Origin of the sequence: Streptomyces sp. NPDC086519, assembly GCF_040686075.1 — a bacterium.
In the GTDB taxonomy this organism is placed as follows: domain Bacteria; phylum Actinomycetota; class Actinomycetes; order Streptomycetales; family Streptomycetaceae; genus Streptomyces; species Streptomyces shenzhenensis.
On sequence record NZ_JBFBJL010000030.1, the window covers coordinates 61,143 to 83,569 of the forward strand.

The 22,427-nt window shown below is 72.4% G+C and carries 21 protein-coding genes; 9 read left to right on the forward strand and 12 right to left on the reverse strand.

All coding sequences use genetic code 11. From position 1 onward, the window contains the following. Positions 1-31 precede the first annotated feature (31 nt). The 3 genes from AB0P24_RS26955 to AB0P24_RS26965 are packed head-to-tail and all read right to left on the reverse strand — an operon-like array spanning position 32 to position 2,893. Positions 32-1,453 (reverse strand): NAD(P)/FAD-dependent oxidoreductase, encoded by a 1,422-nt coding sequence (locus tag AB0P24_RS26955; protein ID WP_365798279.1) that lies wholly within the window; start codon positions 1,451-1,453, stop codon positions 32-34. Beyond that, positions 1,446-1,745, reverse strand: a complete 300-nt coding sequence (locus AB0P24_RS26960; protein WP_365798281.1) for a (2Fe-2S)-binding protein — start codon at positions 1,743-1,745, stop codon at positions 1,446-1,448. Before AB0P24_RS26960 ends, AB0P24_RS26955 begins: the two co-directional genes overlap by 8 nt. Next, positions 1,742-2,893, reverse strand: a complete 1,152-nt coding sequence (locus tag AB0P24_RS26965; protein ID WP_365798283.1) for an FAD-binding oxidoreductase — start codon at positions 2,891-2,893, stop codon at positions 1,742-1,744. Before AB0P24_RS26965 ends, AB0P24_RS26960 begins: the two co-directional genes overlap by 4 nt. A 125-nt stretch (positions 2,894-3,018) precedes the next feature. Between AB0P24_RS26965 and AB0P24_RS26970 the strand changes: the two genes are divergently transcribed. Continuing rightward, on the forward strand, positions 3,019-3,384 hold the full coding sequence (locus AB0P24_RS26970) for a cupin domain-containing protein (protein ID WP_365798285.1): 366 nt from the start codon (positions 3,019-3,021) through the stop codon (positions 3,382-3,384). 46 nt (positions 3,385-3,430) lie between these two features. Here AB0P24_RS26970 and AB0P24_RS26975 read toward each other — a convergent pair whose 3' ends face one another. Both AB0P24_RS26975 and AB0P24_RS26980 read right to left on the reverse strand, forming a co-directional pair. Beyond that, positions 3,431-4,825, reverse strand: a complete 1,395-nt coding sequence (locus tag AB0P24_RS26975) for a VWA domain-containing protein (protein ID WP_365798287.1) — start codon at positions 4,823-4,825, stop codon at positions 3,431-3,433. Further along, positions 4,822-5,679 carry a MoxR family ATPase gene (locus tag AB0P24_RS26980; RefSeq protein ID WP_234542831.1) on the reverse strand — a complete coding sequence of 286 codons (858 nt, stop codon included), beginning with the start codon at positions 5,677-5,679 and terminating at the stop codon, positions 4,822-4,824. The genes AB0P24_RS26975 and AB0P24_RS26980 overlap by 4 nt, the downstream gene beginning before the upstream one ends. Positions 5,680-5,819: 140 nt before the next feature. Between AB0P24_RS26980 and AB0P24_RS26985 the strand changes: the two genes are divergently transcribed. The 5 genes from AB0P24_RS26985 (at position 5,820) to AB0P24_RS27005 (ending at position 9,575) form a co-directional block, all read left to right on the forward strand. Next, entirely contained in the window at positions 5,820-6,395 is a 576-nt protein-coding gene (locus tag AB0P24_RS26985) for a TetR/AcrR family transcriptional regulator (protein WP_365798290.1), read from the forward strand. A 212-nt stretch (positions 6,396-6,607) separates the two neighbouring features. Continuing rightward, positions 6,608-7,288 carry an ABC transporter permease gene (locus tag AB0P24_RS26990; RefSeq protein WP_365798292.1) on the forward strand — a complete coding sequence of 227 codons (681 nt, stop codon included), beginning with the start codon at positions 6,608-6,610 and terminating at the stop codon, positions 7,286-7,288. Beyond that, positions 7,285-7,956, forward strand: coding sequence for an ABC transporter permease (locus AB0P24_RS26995; protein WP_365798379.1), 672 nt, complete (start codon positions 7,285-7,287; stop codon positions 7,954-7,956). Before AB0P24_RS26990 ends, AB0P24_RS26995 begins: the two co-directional genes overlap by 4 nt. Then, entirely contained in the window at positions 7,953-8,894 is a 942-nt protein-coding gene (locus AB0P24_RS27000; protein WP_365798294.1) for an ABC transporter substrate-binding protein, read from the forward strand. Before AB0P24_RS26995 ends, AB0P24_RS27000 begins: the two co-directional genes overlap by 4 nt. A gap of 66 nt (positions 8,895-8,960) precedes the next feature. Next, entirely contained in the window at positions 8,961-9,575 is a 615-nt protein-coding gene (locus AB0P24_RS27005; protein ID WP_365798296.1) for a hypothetical protein, read from the forward strand. A gap of 20 nt (positions 9,576-9,595) precedes the next feature. Here the strand turns inward: AB0P24_RS27005 and AB0P24_RS27010 are convergent, their stop codons facing one another. The 7 genes from AB0P24_RS27010 to rhaI all read right to left on the reverse strand — a co-directional run bounded on the left by AB0P24_RS27010 (position 9,596) and on the right by rhaI (position 18,566). Beyond that, positions 9,596-10,750, reverse strand: coding sequence for an ATP-binding cassette domain-containing protein (locus AB0P24_RS27010; RefSeq protein ID WP_365798298.1), 1,155 nt, complete (start codon positions 10,748-10,750; stop codon positions 9,596-9,598). 22 nt (positions 10,751-10,772) lie between these two features. Continuing rightward, on the reverse strand, positions 10,773-11,441 hold the full coding sequence (locus tag AB0P24_RS27015; protein WP_365798300.1) for a lactate utilization protein C: 669 nt from the start codon (positions 11,439-11,441) through the stop codon (positions 10,773-10,775). Continuing rightward, on the reverse strand, positions 11,438-12,916 hold the full coding sequence (locus AB0P24_RS27020) for a LutB/LldF family L-lactate oxidation iron-sulfur protein (protein ID WP_365798302.1): 1,479 nt from the start codon (positions 12,914-12,916) through the stop codon (positions 11,438-11,440). The genes AB0P24_RS27015 and AB0P24_RS27020 overlap by 4 nt, the downstream gene beginning before the upstream one ends. After that, positions 12,913-13,668, reverse strand: coding sequence for a (Fe-S)-binding protein (locus AB0P24_RS27025; protein ID WP_365798304.1), 756 nt, complete (start codon positions 13,666-13,668; stop codon positions 12,913-12,915). Before AB0P24_RS27025 ends, AB0P24_RS27020 begins: the two co-directional genes overlap by 4 nt. A 106-nt stretch (positions 13,669-13,774) precedes the next feature. Further along, positions 13,775-15,223 carry a rhamnulokinase family protein gene (locus AB0P24_RS27030; protein WP_365798306.1) on the reverse strand — a complete coding sequence of 483 codons (1,449 nt, stop codon included), beginning with the start codon at positions 15,221-15,223 and terminating at the stop codon, positions 13,775-13,777. After that, the gene (locus AB0P24_RS27035) at positions 15,220-17,259 is read right to left on the reverse strand and encodes a bifunctional aldolase/short-chain dehydrogenase (RefSeq protein WP_365798308.1); all 2,040 of its coding nucleotides are present in this window, start codon (positions 17,257-17,259) and stop codon (positions 15,220-15,222) included. The genes AB0P24_RS27030 and AB0P24_RS27035 overlap by 4 nt, the downstream gene beginning before the upstream one ends. A 146-nt stretch (positions 17,260-17,405) precedes the next feature. After that, positions 17,406-18,566, reverse strand: coding sequence for an L-rhamnose isomerase (rhaI, locus tag AB0P24_RS27040; RefSeq protein WP_365798310.1), 1,161 nt, complete (start codon positions 18,564-18,566; stop codon positions 17,406-17,408). 263 nt (positions 18,567-18,829) lie between these two features. On the opposite strand from rhaI, the gene AB0P24_RS27045 reads away from it, so the two are divergent. The 3 genes from AB0P24_RS27045 to AB0P24_RS27055 are packed head-to-tail and all read left to right on the forward strand — an operon-like array spanning position 18,830 to position 22,420. Further along, on the forward strand, positions 18,830-20,347 hold the full coding sequence (locus AB0P24_RS27045) for a sugar ABC transporter ATP-binding protein (protein WP_365798312.1): 1,518 nt from the start codon (positions 18,830-18,832) through the stop codon (positions 20,345-20,347). Continuing rightward, positions 20,344-21,414 (forward strand): ABC transporter permease, encoded by a 1,071-nt coding sequence (locus AB0P24_RS27050; RefSeq protein ID WP_365798314.1) that lies wholly within the window; start codon positions 20,344-20,346, stop codon positions 21,412-21,414. The genes AB0P24_RS27045 and AB0P24_RS27050 overlap by 4 nt, the downstream gene beginning before the upstream one ends. Continuing rightward, positions 21,407-22,420 (forward strand): ABC transporter permease, encoded by a 1,014-nt coding sequence (locus AB0P24_RS27055; protein WP_365798316.1) that lies wholly within the window; start codon positions 21,407-21,409, stop codon positions 22,418-22,420. Before AB0P24_RS27050 ends, AB0P24_RS27055 begins: the two co-directional genes overlap by 8 nt. Positions 22,421-22,427: the final 7 nt, after the last annotated feature.

Below are 22,427 nucleotides of genomic sequence, written 5' to 3' on the forward strand. Positions count from 1 at the left end.
GGGCACCTCCATGATGGTGGAATGTGACATATCACTGTTCGTCTTCGGTACTGCCGGCCCGCGCGAGCACCCCGAGCGGCACCGGCCGGGCGAACGGCCGGCGCGCCGCCGTCTCCGGGCAGCCGGCGAGGCCGGCGACCGCGGGCCCGCACATCCGCCCCTGGCACCAGCCCATCCCGGCCCGCGTGAGCAGTTTGACGGTCCGCACGTCTCCCGCGCCCAGCTCGGCCACGGCCCGCCGGACCGCCCCGCCGGTGACCTCCTCGCACCGGCAGACCACCGTGTCGTCGGTGACCTGCTCGGCCCAGTGCGCGGGCGGCGCGTACGCGTCGTCCATCGCCGCGGCGAACCGCCGCAGCCCCGCACGGATCCGGGCGGCCTCCGCCCAGCCACGCGGGTCCGGCTCCCGGCCCGACAGCCGCGCGGCTGCCGACCGGCCCGCGATGTGCCCCTCGGCGAGGGCGAGTTCGGCGCCACCGATGCCGGTGGCCTCGCCCGCCGCCCACACTCCCGGCACATCGGTGCGCTGCTCGTCGTCCACGTGCACCGCGACCCCGTCGATCCGGCAGCCCAGGGCCTCGGCGAGATCGGTGTGCGGGAGCATGCCGTGCCCGACGGCCAGGGTGTCGCAGTCGACGCGCCGCCGGGTGCCCGGCGCCACCCGGCCCGTGGCGTCGAGCGCGGCGACGGTGACGGCTTCGAGCCGCTGGTCGCCGTGCGCCTCGACGACGGCCTGGTGGACCAGGGTGCGCACCCGGTGCCGCAGCAACCGGGCCGCGTAGTGGGCGCCTTCGGCGAGCTTGTGCGGCTGGGCGGCCAGCGCGGGGGAGCGTCGTACGACGGCCCGCCAGTCGGCGGACTCCACCAGGGCCGCCACCCGGGCGCCCGCCGCCGCGAGCCCGGTCGCGACCGGCAGCAGCAGCGGTCCGGTGCCGGCGACGACCGCCGTACGGCCCGGCAGTACCAGTCCGCCCTTCAGCATGGCCTGCGCCCCGCCCGCCGTGACGACACCGGGGAGCGTCCAGCCGGGGAAGGGCAGCACCTTCTCGTAGCCGCCGGTCGCGAGCAGCACCGCGTCCGCGCGCACCTCCACGGGCTGCTCCTGCTCGGGGCCGAGCAGCGCGTGCACGGTGAAACCGGACCGCTGTCCCCCCGTCACGCACCACACGTGATGGTCGCGCAGATGGGTCACCAGCCCCGCCGTGATCTCCCGGTCGAGGCCGGCGCGCAGGCGTTCCCAGCCCCGCCGGCGGTGGTGCAGGGCCTGCGGGCGGCGGGCGCCGAGCCCGGCGGCGGGCTGCCGGTAGAACTGACCGCCCGCTTCCGGCGCCGCGTCGATCAGGGTGACGCGCAGGCCGTGCCGGACGGCGGCCAGGGCGGCGGCGAGACCGGCCGGCCCCGCGCCGATCACGGCGAGGCGGGGTGACCTCTCCCGGCGGCTCGTGTCAGTCATCGTGCCCCGTGCCCTCCTGCGTACGGATCGCGTCGCCCGGTTCGACGGGCACCACACAAGCCCGTTGGTTGGGGCGGCCGTTGACGGTGACCAGGCAGTCGAAGCAGACGCCGATCCCGCAGAAGACCCCGCGCGGACGGCCCTCGCCGCGGGTGGCCCGCCAGGACGTGACTCCGGCCGCCCAGAGCGCGGCGGCGACCGTCTGGCCGGGCAGCGCCACGAGTTCCCGGCCGTCGAAGGTGACGGTGAAGGCGGGGCCCGGCCGGGCATCCGCCAGCTCCAGGGGGTTCACAGGGCCTCCTCGCCGAAGCGCTCGGGACGGAACGGGGTCAGGTCCAGCTCGGGGGTCCCGCCGCTCAGCACCTGGGCGATCAACCGCCCCGTACCGGTGGCGAGTCCGATGCCCGCGCCCTCGTGCCCGCAGGCGTGGAACAGGCCCGGCGCACGCGGATCGGGGCCGATCGCGGGGAGGTGGTCGGGCAGGTACGGGCGGAAACCCACGTAGCTGCGCACCGCGCGGATTCCGGACAGGAACGGGAACAGCCGGGTCGCGCCCGCCGCCAGCGCCCGGACGGCCGGCAGTGAGAACGACCGGTCGAAGCCGACGCGTTCCCGGCTCGCGCCGATCAGGACCGGCCCGGCCGCCGTACCCTCCACGACCGGCGAGGTCTGCAGGGCGGCCGAGTCGCTGGCCACGTCGGCCACGTAGTCGGCGGCGTACACCTTGTGCCGTACGCGGCGCGGCAACGGCTCGGTGACCAGGACGAAGCCGCGCCGGGGGAGGACGGGCAGGCGCACTCCGGCGCGGGCGGCCACCTCGCCACCCCAGGTACCGGCCGCGTTCACCACGGCGGGGGCGTGGATGTCGCCGCGGTCGGTGCGCACTCCGCGTACGGCACCGCCGGGGCCGCGCAGCACCTCCGTCACCGTGCGGCCGGTCGACAGGCGGGCGCCACCGGCCCGTAGGAGATGCGCGGCGGCCAGGGCCGGCATGACCTGGGCGTCCTGGGGGTAGCGCACGCCGCCCGCCAGGCCGGGGGCCAGGTACGGCTCCAGGTCGTGGAGCCGATCCGCGGCCACGTCCTCCGCCAGCACCCCGGCGGCCCGTTGCCCGGCCGCGAGCCTCTCCAGGGCGGCCAGCCCCTCGGGTTCGGCGGCGACGACCACCCCGCCCTTGGGCTCGTACTCGATCCGGTCCCCCAGTTCCCCGGCCAGGGCGGCCCACAACCTGCCGGACAGCAGGGCGAGTTCTAGTTCGGGCCCCGGCTCCTTGTCGGACACGAGCAGATTGCCCTCGCCCGCCCCGGTCGTGCCGCCGGCCACCGGGCCCCGGTCCACCACGATCACGTCCAGCCCCGCCCGGGACGCGTACAGGGCGCAGGCGGCCCCCACCATGCCCGCCCCGATCACCACGACGTCGCAGGTCAGTCGCATGCTCACGTCAGTAATATGTCACATGGCACCGCCCGGCGGAAGACCGCCGCGTGGCGCTCCCGACTTGACGGGAAGACGATGGAGTGGTGGACGGGCGCGCGCAGGGAGAACTGCGAAGGGAGAACACCGTCATGCTGGAGATCAAGACGGTCGACAAGCCGGACGAGCGGCGCGACTTCCCCCGCGGCCACCTGGAGGCCGTGCACCTGACCGGCCTCGACTTCGCCATCGGCACCTTCGAGCCGGGCTGGCGCTGGTCGGAGTCGGTGGCGCCGATCGCGGGCACCGAGAGCTGCATGGTCCACCACAACGGCTATGTGGTGCAGGGCAGGATGCACCTCGTCATGGACGACGGCGGCGAGGGCGAGATCGGCCCCGGCGACGTCTTCGTCCTGCCGCCGGGACACGACGCGTGGGTCGTGGGAGACGAGCAGGTCGTCCTGTACGACTTCGCCGGCGGCATGGCGACGGACTACGCGAAGTCCAAGAGCAGCTGAGCGTGTCCGCCGGGTGCCGTCACCTCCCGTGTGACGGCACCCGGTGTCACACCGGCAGCAGTCGCCCGATCAGGCCGCCGAGCTGGCGGGCGGTGCGGCACTCGTGCATCTCCACCAGCTTCGCGTACTCCGGCGCGGCCGAGTCACCCGTACCCCACAGGGAGTGCGGTTCGGGGTTCAGCCAGTAGAGGCGCCGCGCCTGTCCGGTGATCTCGCGGACGGCGGCGAGGTTCGGGTCGAGGTTGTTGGTGCGGGCGTCACCGAGCACGAACACCGTGGTGCGCGGGGTGACCGCGGCACCGTACCGCTCCGCGAACTCGCCCAGTGCCATGCCGTAGTCGCTGCTGCCGTGCCAGCCGGTGAGCGTCGCCTCGGCGCGGATCCGGGCGCCCAGCCCCTCCGGATCGGCCCGGCCGCGCTCCAGGAGGCCGGTCACCTCGTCGATCCGGTTGACGAAGGCGAACACCCGGACCTTGCTGAACTGGTCGTGCAGCGCCTGCACCAGCAGCATCGTGAAGTCGGAGAACCCCGACACCGAGCCGGAGACGTCGCACAGCAGCACCAGCTCGGGGCGGACCGGCCGGCGCCGGCGCAGGACGGGCCGCATCGGCACCCCGCCCGTCGACAGCGACCCGCGCAGGGTCCGCCGCAGGTCGATGGTGCCCCGCGCGGCCCGGCGGCGGCGCGCGGCCAGCCGGGTCGCCAGCTTCCGTGCCAGCGGCTGCACGGTCCTGCGCAGCTCGCTGAGCTGCTCCCGCCCGGCGGACAGGAAGTCCACCCGGTCGGCGCTGGGCGCCACCGCCCGCCGGGCGATCCGGTCCCGGCCGCGCCGCTCGGCCACCCGGCGCCGGGCCTCCGCGGCGACCATGCCCCGGAAGGCCTCGATCCGCCGCCGGATCTCGTCGTCGAGCAGCCGGTCCGTGAACCCGGCGTCGCCGCCCCGCGTCCGGACGTCCGCCCGCACCCGCGCGAGCAGCGTCTGCGGCCGCAGCCGGTCCAGGGTCTGGTACGACGACCAGCCGTCCGAGCCCGGCGAACTCCCGTAGCCGCCCAGGCCGTCGACGGCCTCGGCCGCCAACTGCCGCAGCAGCGCGGTGTCGTCGTCCGCCAGCGCGGCCGCGAGCCGCTCCCGCAGTTCCTCCCGGTCGCCGGACCGGTCGCCGGAGGCACCGCCGGGCCCGCCCACGCCGCGCGGGAAGTACAGGTCGAAGACCTGGTCGAACACGGCCCGTTGGCCGGGGCCGTGCAGCAGCGTCGCGGCCAGTCCCTCGCGCAGCAGCTCGCGGTCCGTCAGTCCCAGCGCCGCCACCGCACGGCCGGCGTCCACGGTCTCCCCGGTGCCGATCCGCACTCCGTGCGACCGCAGCGCGCCCACCAGCCCCGTCAGCCGGCCGGCGAGGTCGGCAGGCGCGTCGGCCGGGGCGTCGGCCGGTGTGCTCACAGCGCGTCCAGGTCCAGCTTGGCGGCCGCCTTCTGGATGTCGTCCTGGTGCTTGAGGATCACGCCCAGGGAGTCCCGTACGACCTGCTCGTCCAGTGTGCCGGCGCCCAGGGCCAGCAGGGTGCGGGCCCAGTCGATCGTCTCCGCCACCGAGGGGACCTTGCGCAGGTCCATCGCCCGCAGCGCCCCGACCACCCGGACGACGGACTCGGCGAGCGCCTCGGTCAGCTCCGGCACCTTCAGCCGTACGATCCGGCGCTCCAGCTCCTCGTCCGGGAAGCCGATGTGCAGGAACAGGCAGCGGCGGCGCAGCGCCTCGGACAGCTCTCGGCTGGCGTTCGAGGTGAGCACGACGAAGGGGCGGCGGGTCGCGGTGACCGTGCCCAGCTCGGGGACCGTCACCTGGAAGTCGCTGAGCACCTCCAGGAGCAGGCCCTCCACCTCGACGTCGGCCTTGTCGGTCTCGTCGATCAGCAGCACCTTCGGGTCGTCGCCCCGGATCGCGGTGAGCAGCGGGCGGGGAAGCAGGAACTCCTCGCTGAAGATGTCGGTGCGGGCCTCGTCCCAGGTCTCGTCCCGGCCCGCGCTGATCCGCAGCAGCTGTTTGGCGTGGTTCCACTCGTACAGCGCCCGGGACTCGTCCACCCCCTCGTAGCACTGCAGCCGTACCAGCCGGGCCCCGGCCACCTGGGCCACGGCCTTCGCCAGCTCGGTCTTGCCGACCCCGGCGGGGCCCTCGACGAGGAGCGGTTTGCCGAGCCGGTCGGCCAGGAAGACGGTGGTGGCGACGGCGGGGGAGGCGAGGTAACCGGTCTCGGCGAGGCGCGCGGAGACGTCGTCGACGGAAGTGAACAACGGGGCCTCCGGCTGGTCGGGGTCGTGGCACACGTGCGGTGAACAGGTCCGGGACCTATCTAAGCGCTTGTTCACCTCCCCTGCCACCCTGGATACCGATCGGTTTCGTTCCGGCTTTCCGGCGCGGTAACCTCGGCCGTATGGCGACCACGGACAAGGCGTCCCCCCGCGACCGGCTCCTCGAAGCCGCCGCCGAGCTCTTCTACCGCGACGGCGTCTCCATCGGCGTCGAGGCGCTGTGCAGGTCCGCCGGTGTCTCGAAGCGCTCGATGTACCAGCTCTTCGACAGCAAGGACGAGATGCTGGCCGCCAGCCTGGAGCGCCGCAGGCCCTGGTACGAGGCCCAGATGATCGGGCCCGCCGGGACCGTGCCGGCGACCCCGCGCGAACGGATCCGGTACGTCTTCGAACGGACGGCGGAGGCCTCCGTGAGCCCGGACTACCGGGGCTGCCCCTACCTCGCCGTCCTGGTCGAGCTGAAGGACCCCGAGCACCCGGCGAGCGCGGTGGCCCGAGCGGTCAAGGACCGCCTGCAGAGCTTCTTCCGCGAGCAGGCCGAACGGGGCGGCGCCGCCGATCCCGACGTCCTCGCCCGGCAGTTGATGCTGGTCTTCGACGGCGCCAGTGCCCGGGCCGGCGCCCGCATCGAACGGCTGGACGACGGACTGACGGCGAGGACGGCCGACGCCCTCATGGACGCGGCAGGGATGAACTAAGCAGGCCGGGCGAAGTCGGCTGCGGTTCGGGAGCGCCCCAAGGGGCGCGGGGCCGTATCCGATGTGCGGCTGCCGCCGCGTGGGCGCGGCCGGCCGCGACGGCGCCGCGGACGGCCGACCGCATGACGCGGCACCTCCGGCGGAGCCCCTGGCCGACCCGGACGGATCAGCACAACGCGCCGGGCCGGTCGCCCACCCGGTGCAATGGACGCGTGACCGCGCCCCCGAACGACTGCCTCGCGCGCAACGAGTGGATCTGCGGCGCCTATCTGACCAGCCGCCGGCAGATCCTCCTGGACGCCGTCGGGCAGCACCTTCGGCTCACCGCGGTCTCGGTGCTCATCGGACTCGCCATCGCCGTCCCGCTGGCCGTACTGGCCCGCCGCCGGCGCTGGTCGGCCGGACCCGTCCTCGGCGTCACCACCATCCTCTACACCATCCCGTCCTTGGCGATGTTCTCCCTGCTCCTGCCCCTGTACGGCCTCTCGGCCACCCTGGTCGTCGCCGGTCTGGTGCTCTACTCGCTCACCCTGCTCGTCCGCAACATCCTCGCGGGCCTGCGCGCCGTCCCCGACGAGACCCGGCAGGCCGCCCGCGGCATGGGCTACGGCCCGGTCCGCCTCCTGCTCGCCGTCGAGCTGCCCCTCGCCCTGCCCGCCGCGATGGCCGGCCTGCGCATCGCCACCGTCTCCGCGGTCTCCCTGGTCACCGTCGGTGCGATCGTCGGCTTCGGCGGACTCGGCAACCTGATCTACGCCGGCATGAACACCTACTTCAAGGCCCAGGTCCTCACCGCGTCCGTGCTCTGCGTGGTGATCGCCGTCGCCGCCGACCTGCTGCTGCTCGGCGTGCAGCGACTGCTCACCCCGTGGACGCGGGCGGCCCGGTCGTGAACACCCTCGCCGACGCCTGGGCCTGGCTCGCCGACCCCGCGCACTGGGCCGGCGACGACGGCATCGGGCACCGGCTGCTCCAGCACCTCGTCCTCACCGTCGGCTGCCTCGTCATCAGCTGCCTGATCGCACTCCCCGTCGCGCTGGTCCTCGGCCACCTCGGCAAGGGCGGCGCACTCGCCGTGAACATCTCCAACGCAGGCCGGGCCGTCCCCACCTTCGCCGTCCTGGTGCTGCTCCTCCTCACCCCGATCGGCGGATGGGGCGAGGGCCCCACGGTGGTCGCCCTGGTGCTGTTCGCCGTACCGCCCCTGCTCACCAACGCCTACGTCGGCATGCGCGAGGTCGACCGCGGCGTCGTGCGGGCCGCGCGGGGAATGGGGATGACCGGGCGGCAGATGCTGTTTCACGTGGAACTGCCCCTTTCGCTCCCCATGGTCCTCAACGGGGTGCGGATCGCCGCCGTCCAGCTCGTCGCCACCGCCACCATCGCCGCACTCGCCGGCGGCGGAGGACTGGGCCGGATCATCACCGCCGGATTCAACCTGGCCAGCACACCCCAGGTGGTCGCCGGAGCGATCCTGGTAGCCGTGTTCGCCCTGATCGCCGAGGGCCTCTTCGCACTCGCCGAGCGGCTCGCCCCGGTCCGGACGCGAGGCTCGCGATGAGACCCCGTACGGCGGCCGGCGCCGTACTCCTGCTCACCGTCACCGCCTGCGCCACCGGTCCCTCCCTGGAGAACCGCGGCGAGGTCACCGCACCCCCGGGCGACAGCCGGCATCTGACCGTCGGCTCCGCCGGGTTCACCGAGAGCGACCTGCTCGCCCAGATGTACGCCCAGCTTCTGAACCAGGCCGGATACCAGACCTCCCTGATCACTGTCGCCAACCGCGAACTGTACGAACCCGCCCTGGAGTCCGGGCAGATCGACGTCGTCCCCGAATACGCGGCCACCTTCGCCGACTGGCTCGACGCCAAGGCCGAGGGCCCCGACGCGCCCCCTGTGGGCTCACCCGACCTCACCACCACGATGAAGGCCCTGCGCCGCCTCGCCACCCCCCGTGGCCTCACCGTCCTCGACCCCGGCAGGGCGGTGGACCAGAACGCCTTCGCGGTCACCGCCGCCTACGCCCGGCAGCACCGCCTCAGGACGCTCAGCGACCTCGGCGCCTCGGAACTGAGGGTACGGCTCGCGGCCGGTGACGAATGCGTGCGACGGCCGTACTGCGAACCCGGGTTGAAGAAGGTCTACGGCATCGACATCACCGGCGTCGACCCCAAGGGCGTCGGCACCACCCAGGCCAAGCGGGCCGTGCAGAACGGGCAGGACCAGATGGCGCTGACCACGACCACCGACGCGACGCTCGGCCAGTTCGGCCTGGTGCTCCTCGCCGACGACAGACATCTGCAGAACGCCGACCACGTCGTCCCCGTCGTCAACCGGGCCCGGGCCGGCAGCGAGCGGGTGATCAAGGCGCTCGGCAAGCTCAACGACGTCCTGACGACGGCCGACCTGGCCGCCATGAACCAGCAGGTCGACAGCTGGCGGCGGCTGGCCCAGGACGTGGCCCGGACCTGGCTGCGGGACAAGGGCCTGCTGAAGTGACGGCGAGCGAGGGCGGGTGCGGCGACGGCCGGGGCCGTTGTCAGTGGCGGGCGTTACCTTCGGGGCATGGGGATCTATCTGGTGAGTGTCGGTGCGCAGGAATGGCTCGACGGTGACGGCGAAGGTGACGGCGACGGGGCCGAGGGCGGCAGGGGCAGCCTCGCGGCGGCCCTCGACGAGGAGTTGAGGCGGCGCGGGCTGGCGCCGTACGAGTCGGTGCCCGAGACGGCCGCCTTCGTGCGCGGCTCGGGACTGTCGTTCGAGGAGAAGCTGGTACCGGCCATGGACGGGTTCGCCGCACTGTGCCGGGAGCACCTGACACCGAAGGAGACGGAGCTGCTGCTCGGGTGGTCGGTGCTGGTGCCGTTCTCGCTCGACGAGGAGATCCGGCTGCCTGTCGAGTCCGCCTACACCGACGAGACGGTGATCGCCGGCGCCCCCGAGGTGCTCGCCCTCGCCCAGCGGCTCGCGGCGGCGATCGGGCTCCCCGTCGAGGCGATACCGCAGGCCTGCGACAACCTCGATCTGACCATGTGGTTCCTGGAGGGCCCGGCGAAGGAAGCGGCCGCCGTCCGTCCCGGCCCCTGGGGCGAGGACCTGGACACCGCCTTCTACGCGGCGCTGTACCTGCGGGCCGCCCAGCACTCGCTGCGCCGCGGCTGCCCGATGACGTACTGCTGACGGGCACCGGGCTTTGCCGGTCAGGCGCCGGAGACCGAGGCGAAGGGCACCTGACCGCGCGAGACGCCACGCGCGTCCGCGTCCACCGAGCGGCGCAGCGCCTCGTGCAGCCTGGCCGGGGTCAGTACGCCGAGGAAACGCGAACCGTCCAGCACCGCGACCCACCCGGCGTCGTACTGGAGCATGACACCGAACGCCTGCTTCAGCGGGGCACCCACCGGTACCCACGCGGTCATCCGGTGGGCGAGGCCGTCGATCGTGCCGCCCGCCGCCAGCTCGTCCCGGCCCACCCAGCCGTGCAGGTCGCCGTGCGGGTCCAGGACCACCGCCCACCGGGCGCCCTCCGCCCGCAGCCGTGCCGCCGCGCTTTCGGCCGACTCGTCCAGACGGACGACCGGCGGCTGCTCCAGGTCGTCCGGCTCGATGTCGGTCACCGACAGCCGCTTCAGCCCCCGGTCCGCGCCCACGAACCCGGCCACGTACGGGGTGGCCGGCCTGCCCAGCACCGCGCCCGGAGTGTCGAACTGCTCGATCCGCCCCTGCCCGTACACCGCGATCCGGTCGCCGAGCCGTACCGCCTCCTCGATGTCGTGCGTGACCAGCAGGACGGTCTTGCGCACGGCGGCCTGCATCCGGAGGAACTCGTCCTGCAACTGCTCCCGCACCACCGGGTCGACCGCGCCGAACGGCTCGTCCATCAACAGCACCGGAGGATCGGCGGCGAGCGCCCGGGCCACGCCGACGCGCTGCCGCTGGCCGCCGGAGAGCTGGTCCGGGTAGCGCGGCCCGTACGTCTTCGGGTCAAGACCCACGAGGTCCAGCAGCTCGGCGGCGCGGGCCCGGGCCCTGGCCCGTCCCCAGCCGAGCAGCGCGGGGACGGTCGCGGTGTTGTCGAGGACCGTGCGGTGCGGGAACAGGCCCACCTGCTGGATGACATAGCCGATCCGGCGCCGCAGCCGCACCGGATCGACGCCCGCGACGTCCTCGCCGTCGACGAGGATCAGGCCCGTGGTCGGTTCGACGAGCCGGTTGACCATCATCACGGTGGTGGTCTTGCCGCAGCCGGAGGGGCCGACGAGCGTGACGAGTTCGCCCTCGGCCACCTCGAAGGAGAGACCGTCCACCGCGGTCGTCCCGTCCGCGTACCGCTTGGTGACCTGCTCGAACCGGATCATTCCCTCACGTTAACCGCGACCGTCACCGCTCGCCCGCGTCGACCTCGGCACCTGGCCGGTCGCCGCTGACCAGCACCACCTCCAGGGTGCGCGGACCGTGCACCCCCTCGACCCGGTCCAGCTCGATGTCGCTGGTGGCCGAAGGGCCGGAGATCCATGTCAACGGGCGGGTCGCGTCGAGCCGTTCGAGGGCCTGGGGCACGGAGGACACCACCTGCTCCGGGACCCGTACGACACAGATGTGGTGATCGGGGACGAGGGTGATCCGGCGGCGGCCCTGGTCCGGGCCGCCGTCCAGCACGATCGTGCCGGTCTCGGCGATCGCCACCGCACAGCCGGTGACCACACTCGCGACCCCGTCGAGCTCGTGCGGAGTGCTCTCCGCGCGATCCGCGACCTGCTCGGCGTCCATCGCCGCGAGCCACCCCTGGTCCAGCCCCGCAGGCACGACCACCGACGTCGAACCGTGCCCGGCGACCAGACGCCCGATGACGGCGGCCAGTTCGCCGGCCGTGCAGCGGTGCACGACGGCCCGGTAGTCGGCCAGGTTCTCGGCGAGCAGATCCACCGTCTGCGCGGTGCTCCGCTGCCCGTGCTCGCGCAGATACGCCCGCTCGACGGGCGCGTCCTCGTCCCGCACCCCGGCCAGCGCCCGCCGCACCCGGCCCAGGATCCGCTCCCTGCTGCTCACTTCGCGCCGCCCTTTCCGCCGCCGGTCCGCTGCCACCAGTCCCTGAACGGCTCCGCCGGTACGGCGGGCAGGTCCCGGGTCCCGCTCCACGCCCTGCCGGGGCCCGGCAGGGTACGGGGATGCAGGCGGCGGCTGCGGGAGGCGAGCCGCTGGCCGGTGCGCAGGGCGGCCGGGTGGGAGAACGCCCAGCGGGCCGCGCGCATCGCCGCCCGCTCGGCCGCGTGCCCCTTGGCCGGCTTGAGCACCACCTTGTTGCCGTCGCGGACCGCCTCGCCGCCCTGAACGACCCGTTCGCGCAGATGCACCAGCACCTCGGGGATGTCGATGGCGACCGGGCAGACCTCGTAGCAGGCCCCGCACAGCGAGGAGGCGTACGGGAGCGAGGCGTCGATCTCGCTCTGTGTGCCTCGCAGCTGGGGGCTGAGGATGGCACCGATCGGGCCCGGGTAGACCGAGCCGTAGGCGTGGCCGCCCGCCCGCTCGTAGACCGGGCAGACGTTCAGGCAGGCCGAGCAGCGGATGCAGCGCAGGGCCTGGCGGCCGACCTCGTCGGCGAGGGTGTCGCTGCGCCCGTTGTCCAGGAGCACCAGGTGGAAGGTCCGCGGGCCGTCGCCGTCCGTGGTGCCGGTCCACGTGCTGGTGTACGGGTTCATGCGCTCGGCCGTGGAGGAGCGGGGGAGGGTCTGCAGGAAGACCTCCAGGTCCCGCCAGGTCGGCACGATCTTCTCGATGCCGACGACCGAGATCAGCGTCTCGGGCAGCGTCAGGCACATCCGGCCGTTGCCCTCGGACTCGACGACGACGAGGGTGCCGGTCTCGGCGACCATGAAGTTGGCGCCGGAGACGCCGACCTTCGCGCGCAGGAACTTCTCCCGCAGGTGCAGCCGGGCCGCCTCGGCCAGTTCGGCGGGTGTGTCGGTGAGGCCCTCGGGCGCGGGGCGCCCCCACTCGCCCATCTCCGTGCGGAAGATGTCCCTGATCTCACCCCGGTTGCGGTGGATCGCGGGGACCAGGATGTGCGAGGGCCGGTCGTGGCCCAACTGCACGATCAGCTCGGCCAGATCGGTCTCGTAGGCCCGGATGCCCGCGGCCTCCAGCGCCTCGTTGAGCCCGATCTCCTGCGTGGCCATCGACTTGACCTTCACGACCTCCGACTCGCCGGTCTCCTTGACCAGTTCGGTGACGATCCGGTTCGCCTCGTCGGCGTCGGCGGCCCAGTGGACCGTGCCGCCCGCCGCCGTCACCGCCTCCTCCAACTGGACCAGATAGCGGTCGAGATGACGCAGCGTGTGGTCCTTGATCCGCTTGCCCGCCTCGCGCAGCTCGGCCCAGTCGGACACCTCGGCGACCGCCTTGGCCCGCTTGGCGCGGATGGTGTGCGTGGCGTGCCGCAGATTCCCGCGCAGGACGGGGTTGGCCACGGCCTCGTGCGCGGCCTTCGGAAAGGCCGGCATCCCTACGAACGTCCCGCTCATGCGGCCGGCTCCTTCTCGGTGCTCGCCAGGATCTCCGCGATGTGCACCGGCCGCATCCCGCTGCCCAGCCGGGTCATGGTGCCGCCGATGTGCATCAGGCAGGAGTTGTCGGCCGCGCACAGCACCTCGGCGCCGGAGGACTCGGCGTTGCGCACCTTGTCGGTGCCCATCGCCGCCGAGACGTCCGAGTTTTTCAGCGCGAACGTGCCGCCGAACCCACAGCACTCCTCCGCCCCCGGCAGCTCCACCAGCTCCAGGCCCTCGACGGCCTCAAGGAGGCGGCGGGGGCGGTCGCCGAGCCCCAGACCGCGCAGCCCGTGGCAGGTCGGGTGGTAGGTCACCGTGTGCGGGTAGTACGCCCCGACGTCCGTCACCCCCAGCACGTCCACCAGGAACTCCGTCAGCTCGTACGTCTTCGGCACCACCGGTGCCAGCGCCGCGGCCAGCCCGCTCCCGCGCCCCTCCGCCCGGGCCCGCTCGCCCATCCTCGGATACAGCTCCCGCACCATCGCCCCGCAGGACCCGGACGGGGTCACGATCGCCTCGTACTCACCGAAGACATCGGAGAAATGCCGGGCCAGCGGCTCCGCCTCATGGCGGTACCCGGTGTTGTAGTGGGCCTGCCCGCAGCAGGTCTGCGCCATCGGGAAGTCCACCTCGACGCCCAGCCTGGTCAGGAGTTTCACCACCGCGCGGCCGGTGTCCGGATAGAGCGTGTCGTTGACACAGGTCAGGAACAGTGCGACACGCATCGCGGCTCCTTGGGGTTGGTCATCGGATGAGTTCTGGAGGCACCCCTTACGCGTTCAGCGTAGTGGGGGACCGGCCGGCGGGCGTGGGGCGGGGGGAGACCCCGGCTCACCGCGTGGTGAGCCGGGCCTCGGCCGCTCGCCAGCGGGCCGCGTCACCACGCGGCTCGTAGCGGGTCAGCTGCTGCGTCCGCACCAGGAGCCGCCGGGCGTCGGCCAGGTCGCCGGCGAGGCCGTGCGCGCGAGCCTGCGCGAGCACGTTGCCCAGGGCGGCCGCCTCGGTCGGGCCGGCCACCACGGGCAGCCCGCAGGCGTCGGCGGTCAGCTGGCACAGCAGCGTGTTGCGGGTGCCGCCGCCGACGATGTGCACGACGTCGACCGGATGGCCGGCCAGTCGCTGGGCGTCCTCGATCGCCCGCCGGTGGGCGAGGGCGAGGGAGTCGAGGATGCACCGGGTGATCTCGGCCCGGCTCTCGGGCACCGGCTGCCCCAAGGCGCGGCAGGCCTCGGCGATCCGCTCCGGCATCCGCCCCGGCGCGAGGAACGTCGCGTCCCCCGCGTCCACCACCGAGCGCAGCGCCGGAACGGCGGACGCCTCCCGCAGCAGTGCACCGAGGTCGGGGTCGCCCCAGGCGCGTACGCACTCCTGGAGCAGCCACAGGCCCATGATGTTGCGCAGATACCGGACCGTGCCGTCCAGCCCGAGCTCGTTGGTGAAGTTGGCGGCCCGGCTCTCCTCGGTCAGCACGGGCGCGGCCAGCTCCAGGCCGGCCAGCGACCAGGTGCCGGTGCAGATGTAGGCGAACCGCTCCCCGTCGGCCGGAACGGCGGCCACCGCCGACGCGGTGTCGTGCGAGCCGACCGCCGTCACCGGCACCGGCCCGGTCAGACCTGTCTCCTCCAGCACCTCCGGCCGCAGGAACCCTGCCGGATCGCCCGGTTGCCGCAACGGTGCGAACAGGCCCAGGTCGATCCCCAGCCGGTCCGCGACCTCGGACGACCAGTCGCGTGTCCGGGGATCGACCAGCTGAGTGGTCGAGGCGTTGGTCAGCTCGGTGCCCTGCTCCCCGGTGAGCCAGTACGCCAGCAGGTCCGGGACGAGCAACAGACGCTCCGCATGGGCGAACTGCCGTGTCCCACGGGCCGCCACCAACTGGTACAGGGTGTTGAAGGGCGCGTACTGGATGCCGGTCGCCGCGTACAGCTCCGTCGCCGGTACGGTCGCCCACACCTTCTCCGCGACGCCCTCCGTCCGGGCGTCGCGGTAGTGCACCGGATTGCCGAGCAGCGCCCCGTCGGCGTCCAGCAGCCCGTAGTCCACGGCCCAGCTGTCGATCCCGACGGAGTCGGCCTGCCCCGCGGCCCTGAGCCCGTCGAGGACACCTCTGTACAGGGCGAGGACGTCCCAGCGCAGCCCCTCCGGAACGCGCACCGGCCGGTTCGCGAACCGGTGCGCCTCGGTCAGTTCCAGCGAGTCCGGCCCGACGCGCCCGACCATGACCCGCCCGCTGGACGCGCCCAGGTCGACCGCCGCGTAGGACTTCACACCGCCGCTCATCGCAGGAAGGCGGCCGCGACGCCGGCGTCGACCGGGACGTGCAGTCCCGTGGTGTGGGTCAGGTCACCGCCGGTGAGGGCGAACACGGCGTTCGCCACGTGCTCGGGCAGCACCTCGCGCTTCAGGATGGTCCGCTGGGCGTAGAACTCGCCCAGCTTCTCCTCCTCGACCCCGTACACGGCCGCCCGCTGGGCACCCCAGCCGCCCGCGAAGATCCCGGAGCCGCGCACCACCCCGTCCGGGTTGACGCCGTTGACGCGGATGCCGTGCTCGCCCAGCTCGGCCGCGAGCAGCCGGACCTGGTGGGCCTGGTCGGCCTTGGTGGCCGAGTAGGCGATGTTGTTGGGGCCGGCGAAGACGGCGTTCTTCGACGCGATGTAGACGATGTCGCCGCCCAGCTCCTGCGCGATCATCACCCGGGCCGCCTCCCGCGAGACGAGGAACGAGCCCCGGGCCATGATGTCGTGCTGGAGGTCCCAGTCCTTCGCCGACGTCTCCAGCAGCGGCTTGGAGATGGAGATGCCCGCGTTGTTCACGATCAGGTCGACCCCGCCGAAGGCCAGCACGGCGGCCTTGAAAGCGGCGGCGATCTGTTCCTCGTCGGTCACGTCGACGGTCACGGCGACCGCCTTGTCGGGGCCGCCGAGCTGCTCGGCGACGGCAGCGGCGTTCTCCGCGTTCAGATCGGCGACGACCACACACGCGCCCTCGGCGACCAGCCGCTGCGCGATGGCCTTGCCGATCCCGCTGCCGGCACCGGTCACCAGGGCGACGCGGGTCGCCAGCGGCTTGGGCCTCGGCATCCGCTGGAGCTTGGCCTCCTCCAGCGCCCAGTACTCGATGCGGAACTTCTCCGACTCCTCGATGGGCGCGTACGAGGACACGGCCTCGGCGCCCCGCATCACGTTGATGGCGTTGACGTAGAACTCGCCGGCGACCCGCGCGGTCTGCTTGTCCTTGCCGAAGGAGAACATGCCCACGCCCGGGACCAGCACGATCGCCGGGTCGGCGCCGCGCATCGCGGGGGAGTCGGGCAGGGCGTGCCGCTGGTAGTAGGCGGCGTACTCCTCCCGGTACTCGGCGTGCAGCTCCTTCAGCCGCGCGATCGCCTCGTCGACCGGAGCGGTCGGCGGCAGGTCCAGGACGAGGGGGCGCACCTTGGTGCGCAGGAAGTGGTCGGGGCAGGAGGTGCCGAGCGCGGCCAGCCGGGGGTGCTCGGCACGGGCCAGGAACTCCAGCACCGGCTCGGAGTCGTTGAAGTGCCCGACCTGCGGCTTGTCCTGGGAGGCGAGGGCCCGCACATACGGTGCGAGCGCCGCCGCCCGTTCCCTGCGCTCGGCCTCGGGAAGAGCGCCGTACCCGTCGACGACGGGCCCGAAGGGCTCGGCCTTGCCGTGCTCCGCCAGGAACTTCTCGGCGGTCCGGATGATGTGCAGCGAGTTGCGCTCGCATTCCTCGGCGGTGTCGCCCCAGGCGGTGATGCCGTGCCCGCCGAGGACGACGCCGACGGCCTGCGGGTTGGCCGCCTTGATCGCGGCGATGTCCAGCCCCAGCTGGAACCCGGGCCGCCGCCACGGCACCCAGGCGACCGTGTCCCCGAAACACTCGGCGGTCAGCTTCTCCCCGTCGGCCGCGCAGGCGAGCGCGATACCGGAGTCGGGGTGCAGGTGATCGACGTGCGCGGCCTCGACCAGCCCGTGCATGGCGGTGTCGATGGAGGGAGCCGCCCCGCCCTTGCCGTGCAGGCAGTAGTCGAAGGCGGCGACCATCTCGTCCTCGCGCTCGACACCGGGGTAGACGTCGACGAGCGCCCGCAGCCGGTCCAGCCGCAGCACGGCCAGTCCCGCCTCGGTGAGCGTTCCGAGGTCCCCGCCGGACCCCTTCACCCACATCAGCTCGACGTCGCCACCGGTCACGGGGTCGGTCTCGGTGCCCTTCGCGGACGCGTTGCCGCCGGCGTAGTTGGTGTTACGGGGATCAGCGCCGAGCCGACGGGACCGGGAGAGAAGAGCGGCAGCTTCGGGATGGGTGGTCACAATGATTCCTGTTTCGTTGAAGGAGCGGGACTACGACGCGCCCCTCCGGGGGCGCTGGGGGTACCCCCGGCCGAAGGCTGGGGGAGGAACTGCGCGACCAGCCACTCCAGCCCGCAGTCCGCGACGCGACAGATCAAGGCAGGCGCCTACGCACCCCACCCCGCCTGCTGTCCTCCCACCCGCTCGGCGACGATCTTCTCGGCCCACCCGGACCGCCGGTACGCGGCGACGGGGTTCGCGTCCAGCCCCATCTCTTCCCGGACCTCGGCGAGCAGCGGCCGTACATCCGTGTTGTACGCGTCCATCAGCACCGCGTTGGCCTCCAGCACGTCACCGGCCGCCTGAGCGGCAGCCAGCGCCGCGCGGTCGACCAGCAGCGCCTTCGCGGTGGCCTCCTGCACGTTCATCACCGACCGGATGATCGCCGGGATCTTCGCCTCGATGTTGTGGCACTGGTCGAGCATGAACGCGACATCCGGGCCGAACCCGCCGCCGCGCACGACCTCGTACATGATCCGGAACAGCTGGAACGGATCGGCCGCGCCCACCATCAGGTCGTCGTCGGCGTAGAACCGCGAGTTGAAGTCGAACCCGCCGAGCTTGCCCTCGCGCAGCAGCGTGGCGACGATGAACTCGATGTTGGTGCCGGGGGCGTGGTGCCCGGTGTCGACGACCACCTGGGCCTTCTCGCCCAGCTTCAGGCAGTGCGCGTACGCGGTCCCCCAGTCCGGCACGTCCGTCGCGTAGAAGGCCGGCTCGAAGAACTTGTACTCCAGCAGCATCCGCTGCCCGTCACCGAGCCGTCCGTAGACCTCGGCCAGTCCCTCGGCCAGCCGGTCCTGCCGGGCGCGGATGTCGTCCTGCCCCGGATAGTTCGTGCCGTCCGCGAACCACAGCTTCAGGTCGGTGGACCCCGTGGCGTCCATGATGTCGACGCACTCCAGCAGGTGGTCGACGGCCTTGCGCCGTACCGCCGCCTCGGGGTGGCAGATGCTGCCCAGTTTGTAGTCGTCGTCCTGGAAGGTGTTGGAGTTGATCGCCCCGAGCTTCACCCCCCGTTCCTCGGCGAACTTCGCCAGCGCGGCGTAGTCCTCGACCCTGTCCCAGGGGATGTGCAGCGCCACGGTGGGCGCGACCCCGGTGAACGCGTGCACCTGCGCCGCGTCCGCCAGCTTCTCCTGCGGCGTGCGCGGAACGCCCTGCTGGGCGAACACCTTGAAACGCGTCCCCGAGTTCCCGTACGCCCACGACGGCGTCTCGACGGCCTGGGTCTTCAGCGCGGCCTTCACCGCGGCGAGGTCGGTCACTTCGGGCTCCTGTGACATCGGGCCGGAAAGGCCTTTGTGTGAAACGATTCAGAAGTGGAAGCTATGGGCACCCCGGGAGCGTGTCAATCCCTGTAGCCAGGTGTCCTTTCCGTGACCCGGGCGTGACCTTCGAGTATCGAAAGATTTTCGGGCGGCATCCATTGACGTGACATGTCTGTCATGCCTAACGTCCCGGCAACCCAGTTGAAACCTTTCACGGCGCTGTGGCGGCTTCTTCCGTCGGCGTCGTCGAGGAGCCACCCATGACCCACCCGTCCGATACGGGACCGGCCCCGGTACTGGCGCTGAGGGATGTAGCCAAGTCCTTCGGAGCCGTACGCGCCCTGCGGGGCGTCTCCCTGGAGCTGTTCGCCGGTGAGGTGCACGCCCTCGCCGGCGAGAACGGCGCGGGCAAGTCGACCCTGATCAAGACCCTGGCAGGGGTGCACCGTCCGGATGCCGGCCAGGTGCTGCTCGACGGTGAGCCGGTCCAGTTCCACGGACCCGGTGACGCCCGCGACGCCGGCATCGCTGTGATCTACCAGGAGCCCACGCTCTTCCCCGACCTGTCGATCGCCGAGAACATCTACATGGGCCGCCAGCCCCGGCGCGCCTTCGGCCGTATCGATCACAAGGCCACCCATGACGCCACCGCCGCCCTGATGAAGCGGCTCGGCGTCGACCTCGACCCCGACCGCCCGGCCAGCGGCCTGTCCATCGCCGACCAGCAGATCGTCGAGATCGCCAAGGCGCTCTCCTTCGACGCCCGTGTCCTGATCATGGACGAGCCGACCGCCGCCCTCACCGGCAGCGAGGTCGCCCGTCTCTTCGGAGTCGTGCGCACTCTGCGCGAGCAGGGCGCGGCGGTGCTGTTCATCTCCCACCGGCTGGAGGAGATCTTCGAGATCTGCCAGCGAGTGACTACTCTTCGTGACGGTGCCTGGATCGCCAGCGAACTCCTCGACGGCATGTCCGAGGACGACCTGGTCCGCCGCATGGTCGGCCGCGACCTCGACGAGCTGTACCCCAAGCAGGAGGTCGAGCCCGGTGACGTCGCCCTCAGCGTACGGCGCCTGACCCGCGAGGGCGTCTTCACGGACATCTCCTTCGAGGTGCGGCGCGGTGAGATCGTCGGTCTCGCCGGACTCGTCGGGGCCGGCCGTACCGAGGTCGCGCGGGCGGTCTTCGGCGTCGACCGGTGGGACGCCGGCGAGGTCGAGATCGACGGCCGCAAGCTGACCAACGGCGCGCCCTCCACCGCCATGGCCGCCGGCCTCGCCCTGGTCCCCGAGGACCGGCGCGCCCAGGGGCTGGTGATGGACATGTCCATCGAGCGGAACATCGGCCTGACCGGACTCCGTACGACCGTGAGGGCCGGCCTGATGGACCGGGGCGCCGAGCGCAGCCGGTCCCTGGACTGGGCGGTCAAGCTCCAGGTGAAGTACGCCCGGATCGCCGACACCGTCTCCACGCTCTCCGGCGGCAACCAGCAGAAGGTCGTCCTCGCCAAGTGGCTCGCCACCGGCCCCAAGGTGCTGATCGTCGACGAGCCCACCCGCGGCATCGACGTCGGCACCAAGGCCGAGGTGCACCGGCTGCTGTCCCAGCTGGCCGCCGACGGCGTCGCCGTCCTGATGATCTCCTCCGACCTGCCCGAGATCCTCGGCATGGCCGACCGCGTGCTGGTGATGCACGAGGGCCGGCTCACCGCCGAGATCCCCCGCTCCGAAGCCACCGAGGAAACCGTGATGGCAGCCGCCACCGGGAGGGCCGCCGCATGACGGTGACCACGCCCAACGAAGCCCCCGTCACCGAGGTGCCCCAGTCCAGCGGCACCCGCCTGGTCGACCGCGTCTTCAAGATGCGCGAACTCGCCATCCTGATCGTCTTCCTGGCGATGATCGGCATCACCCAGGCCGGCAACAGCCAGTTCCTGTCCGAGCAGGGCATCAAGGACCTGCTCCTGAACGCGACCATCCTGGTCCTGGTCGCCACCGGCCAGTCGCTGGTGGTCATCACCCGCAACGTCGACCTGTCCGTCGGCTCCACCCTCGGCATCAGCGCCTTCGCCGCCGGCACCTATCTGCACGGTGGCGGCAACCCGGTCGTCGCGATCGTCCTCGCGGTCCTGCTCGGTATCGGCTTCGGCCTGCTCAACGGACTGCTCGTCAGCCTCGGCCAGGTGCCCGCGCTGGTGGTCACCCTGGGCACGCTGTACATCATCCGCGGCATCGACTCCATCTGGGTCGGCTCCCGCCAGATCACCGCGGCCGACCTGCCGGGATCCTTCGTCGACTTCGGCTCCGGCGGCATCGGCGCCGTACCGTATCTGGCCCTGATCGCGCTCGCCGTACTGGTGGGCACCGCCTACTACCTCAAGCACTTCGGCAGCGGCCGCGAACTGTACGCCCTCGGCTCCAACCCGGAGGCCGCCCGGCTCGCCGGCATCGCGGTCCGCAAGCGGATCCTGGTCGCCTACACGTTCTGCGGCGCCCTCGCCGGTCTCGCCGGCGCCATGTACCTGGCCCGGTTCGGCAACGTCGACTCCAGCACCGGCAATGGCTACGAACTCACCGTCGTCAGCGCGGTCGTGGTCGGCGGTGTCGTCTTCACCGGCGGCTCCGGCAGCGTCTACGGCGCGGCCCTCGGCGCCCTGCTGCTGACCTCCATCAACAGCGTGCTGCCCGCCCTCGGCGTCAGCTCGGTGTGGGTGCTCGCCATCAACGGCGTGCTGCTCCTGCTCGCCATCGCGGTCGACCGGATCGTGGCCCAGCGGGTGGCGGCCGCCCTGAAGAAGAAGTCGGCCTTCGAGAAGTCCGCCGTACAGAAGGGGGAGGCTCGTGCCTGAGTCCCTGACCCGAGCCGTCCGCTGGGACACCGTCGTAGGCGCCTTGCTGGTCGTCCTGCTCCTGCTGTCCTTCTCCACCGTCGACGGCTTCGGCAACTCGCTCAACCTGTCGTTCCTGATCGGCAACACCCTGCCCGTCGCACTGATCGCGCTGCCGATGACCCTGCTGGTCGTCTCCGGCGAGATCGACCTGTCGGTGGCCTCCACGGCCGGCCTGTCCGGCGCGGTGATGGGCAAGCTCTGGAACGCGGGCCTGCCCATCGAGCAGATCATCCCGCTGTGCCTGCTGCTCGGCGTGGTGTGCGGACTGGTCAACGGCCTGCTGGTGACCCGGCTCGGGCTGCCCTCCCTCGCCGTCACCATCGGTACCCTCGCCGCCTACCGGGGCATCGCCCAGATCGTGCTCGGCTCCGACGCGGTCACCGACTTCCCCACCCAGTACCTGGACTTCGCCGCCGGACGGCTCGGGAACTCCTTCCTCCCGCAGGCCTTCCTGCCCTTCCTGGTCCTGCTCGCCATCGCCGTGGTCGTCCTGCACGCCACCCCGTTCGGGCGGTCGCTGTTCGCGATCGGCGCGAGCGAGGAGGCGGCGCGGTTCGCGGGGATCAGGGTGAAGCGCAACAAACTGATCCTCTTCGTCGCGACCGGGCTCATGGCCTCCCTCACCGGAATCTTCTGGGCCCTGCACTACGCCAGCGCCCGCTACGACAACGCCACCGGCCTCGAACTCTCCGTCGTCGCCTCGGTACTGCTCGGCGGCATCGACTTCGACGGCGGCAAGGGCACCCTCGGCGGCGCGATCGCCGGTGTGTTCCTGCTGGGCGCCCTGCAGAACGTGATGAGCCTGCTCAACGTCTCCGCCCAGTCGCAGATCGTCGTCACCGGCGTCCTGCTCGTCGTCTCCGTACTCGGCCCCCGGGTCGCACGCCAGATCTCCGTCGCGAGGGCCGGCCGCCGGGCCGCCTCGGCGCCGGTTTCCCAGGCTCCCCCCACGCCTGCCGCATGACACCCTC

Coding starts and splice junctions, on each gene's coding strand:
- AB0P24_RS26955 (WP_365798279.1), bottom strand. CDS start 1,453: ATGACTGACACGAGCCGCCGGGAGAGGTCACCCCGCCTCGCCGTGATC.
- AB0P24_RS26970 (WP_365798285.1), top strand. CDS start 3,019: ATGCTGGAGATCAAGACGGTCGACAAGCCGGACGAGCGGCGCGACTTC.
- AB0P24_RS26985 (WP_365798290.1), top strand. CDS start 5,820: ATGGCGACCACGGACAAGGCGTCCCCCCGCGACCGGCTCCTCGAAGCC.
- AB0P24_RS27000 (WP_365798294.1), top strand. CDS start 7,953: ATGAGACCCCGTACGGCGGCCGGCGCCGTACTCCTGCTCACCGTCACC.
- AB0P24_RS27005 (WP_365798296.1), top strand. CDS start 8,961: ATGGGGATCTATCTGGTGAGTGTCGGTGCGCAGGAATGGCTCGACGGT.
- AB0P24_RS27010 (WP_365798298.1), bottom strand. CDS start 10,750: ATGATCCGGTTCGAGCAGGTCACCAAGCGGTACGCGGACGGGACGACC.
- AB0P24_RS27020 (WP_365798302.1), bottom strand. CDS start 12,916: ATGAGCGGGACGTTCGTAGGGATGCCGGCCTTTCCGAAGGCCGCGCAC.
- AB0P24_RS27025 (WP_365798304.1), bottom strand. CDS start 13,668: ATGCGTGTCGCACTGTTCCTGACCTGTGTCAACGACACGCTCTATCCG.
- AB0P24_RS27030 (WP_365798306.1), bottom strand. CDS start 15,223: ATGAGCGGCGGTGTGAAGTCCTACGCGGCGGTCGACCTGGGCGCGTCC.
- AB0P24_RS27045 (WP_365798312.1), top strand. CDS start 18,830: ATGACCCACCCGTCCGATACGGGACCGGCCCCGGTACTGGCGCTGAGG.
- AB0P24_RS27050 (WP_365798314.1), top strand. CDS start 20,344: ATGACGGTGACCACGCCCAACGAAGCCCCCGTCACCGAGGTGCCCCAG.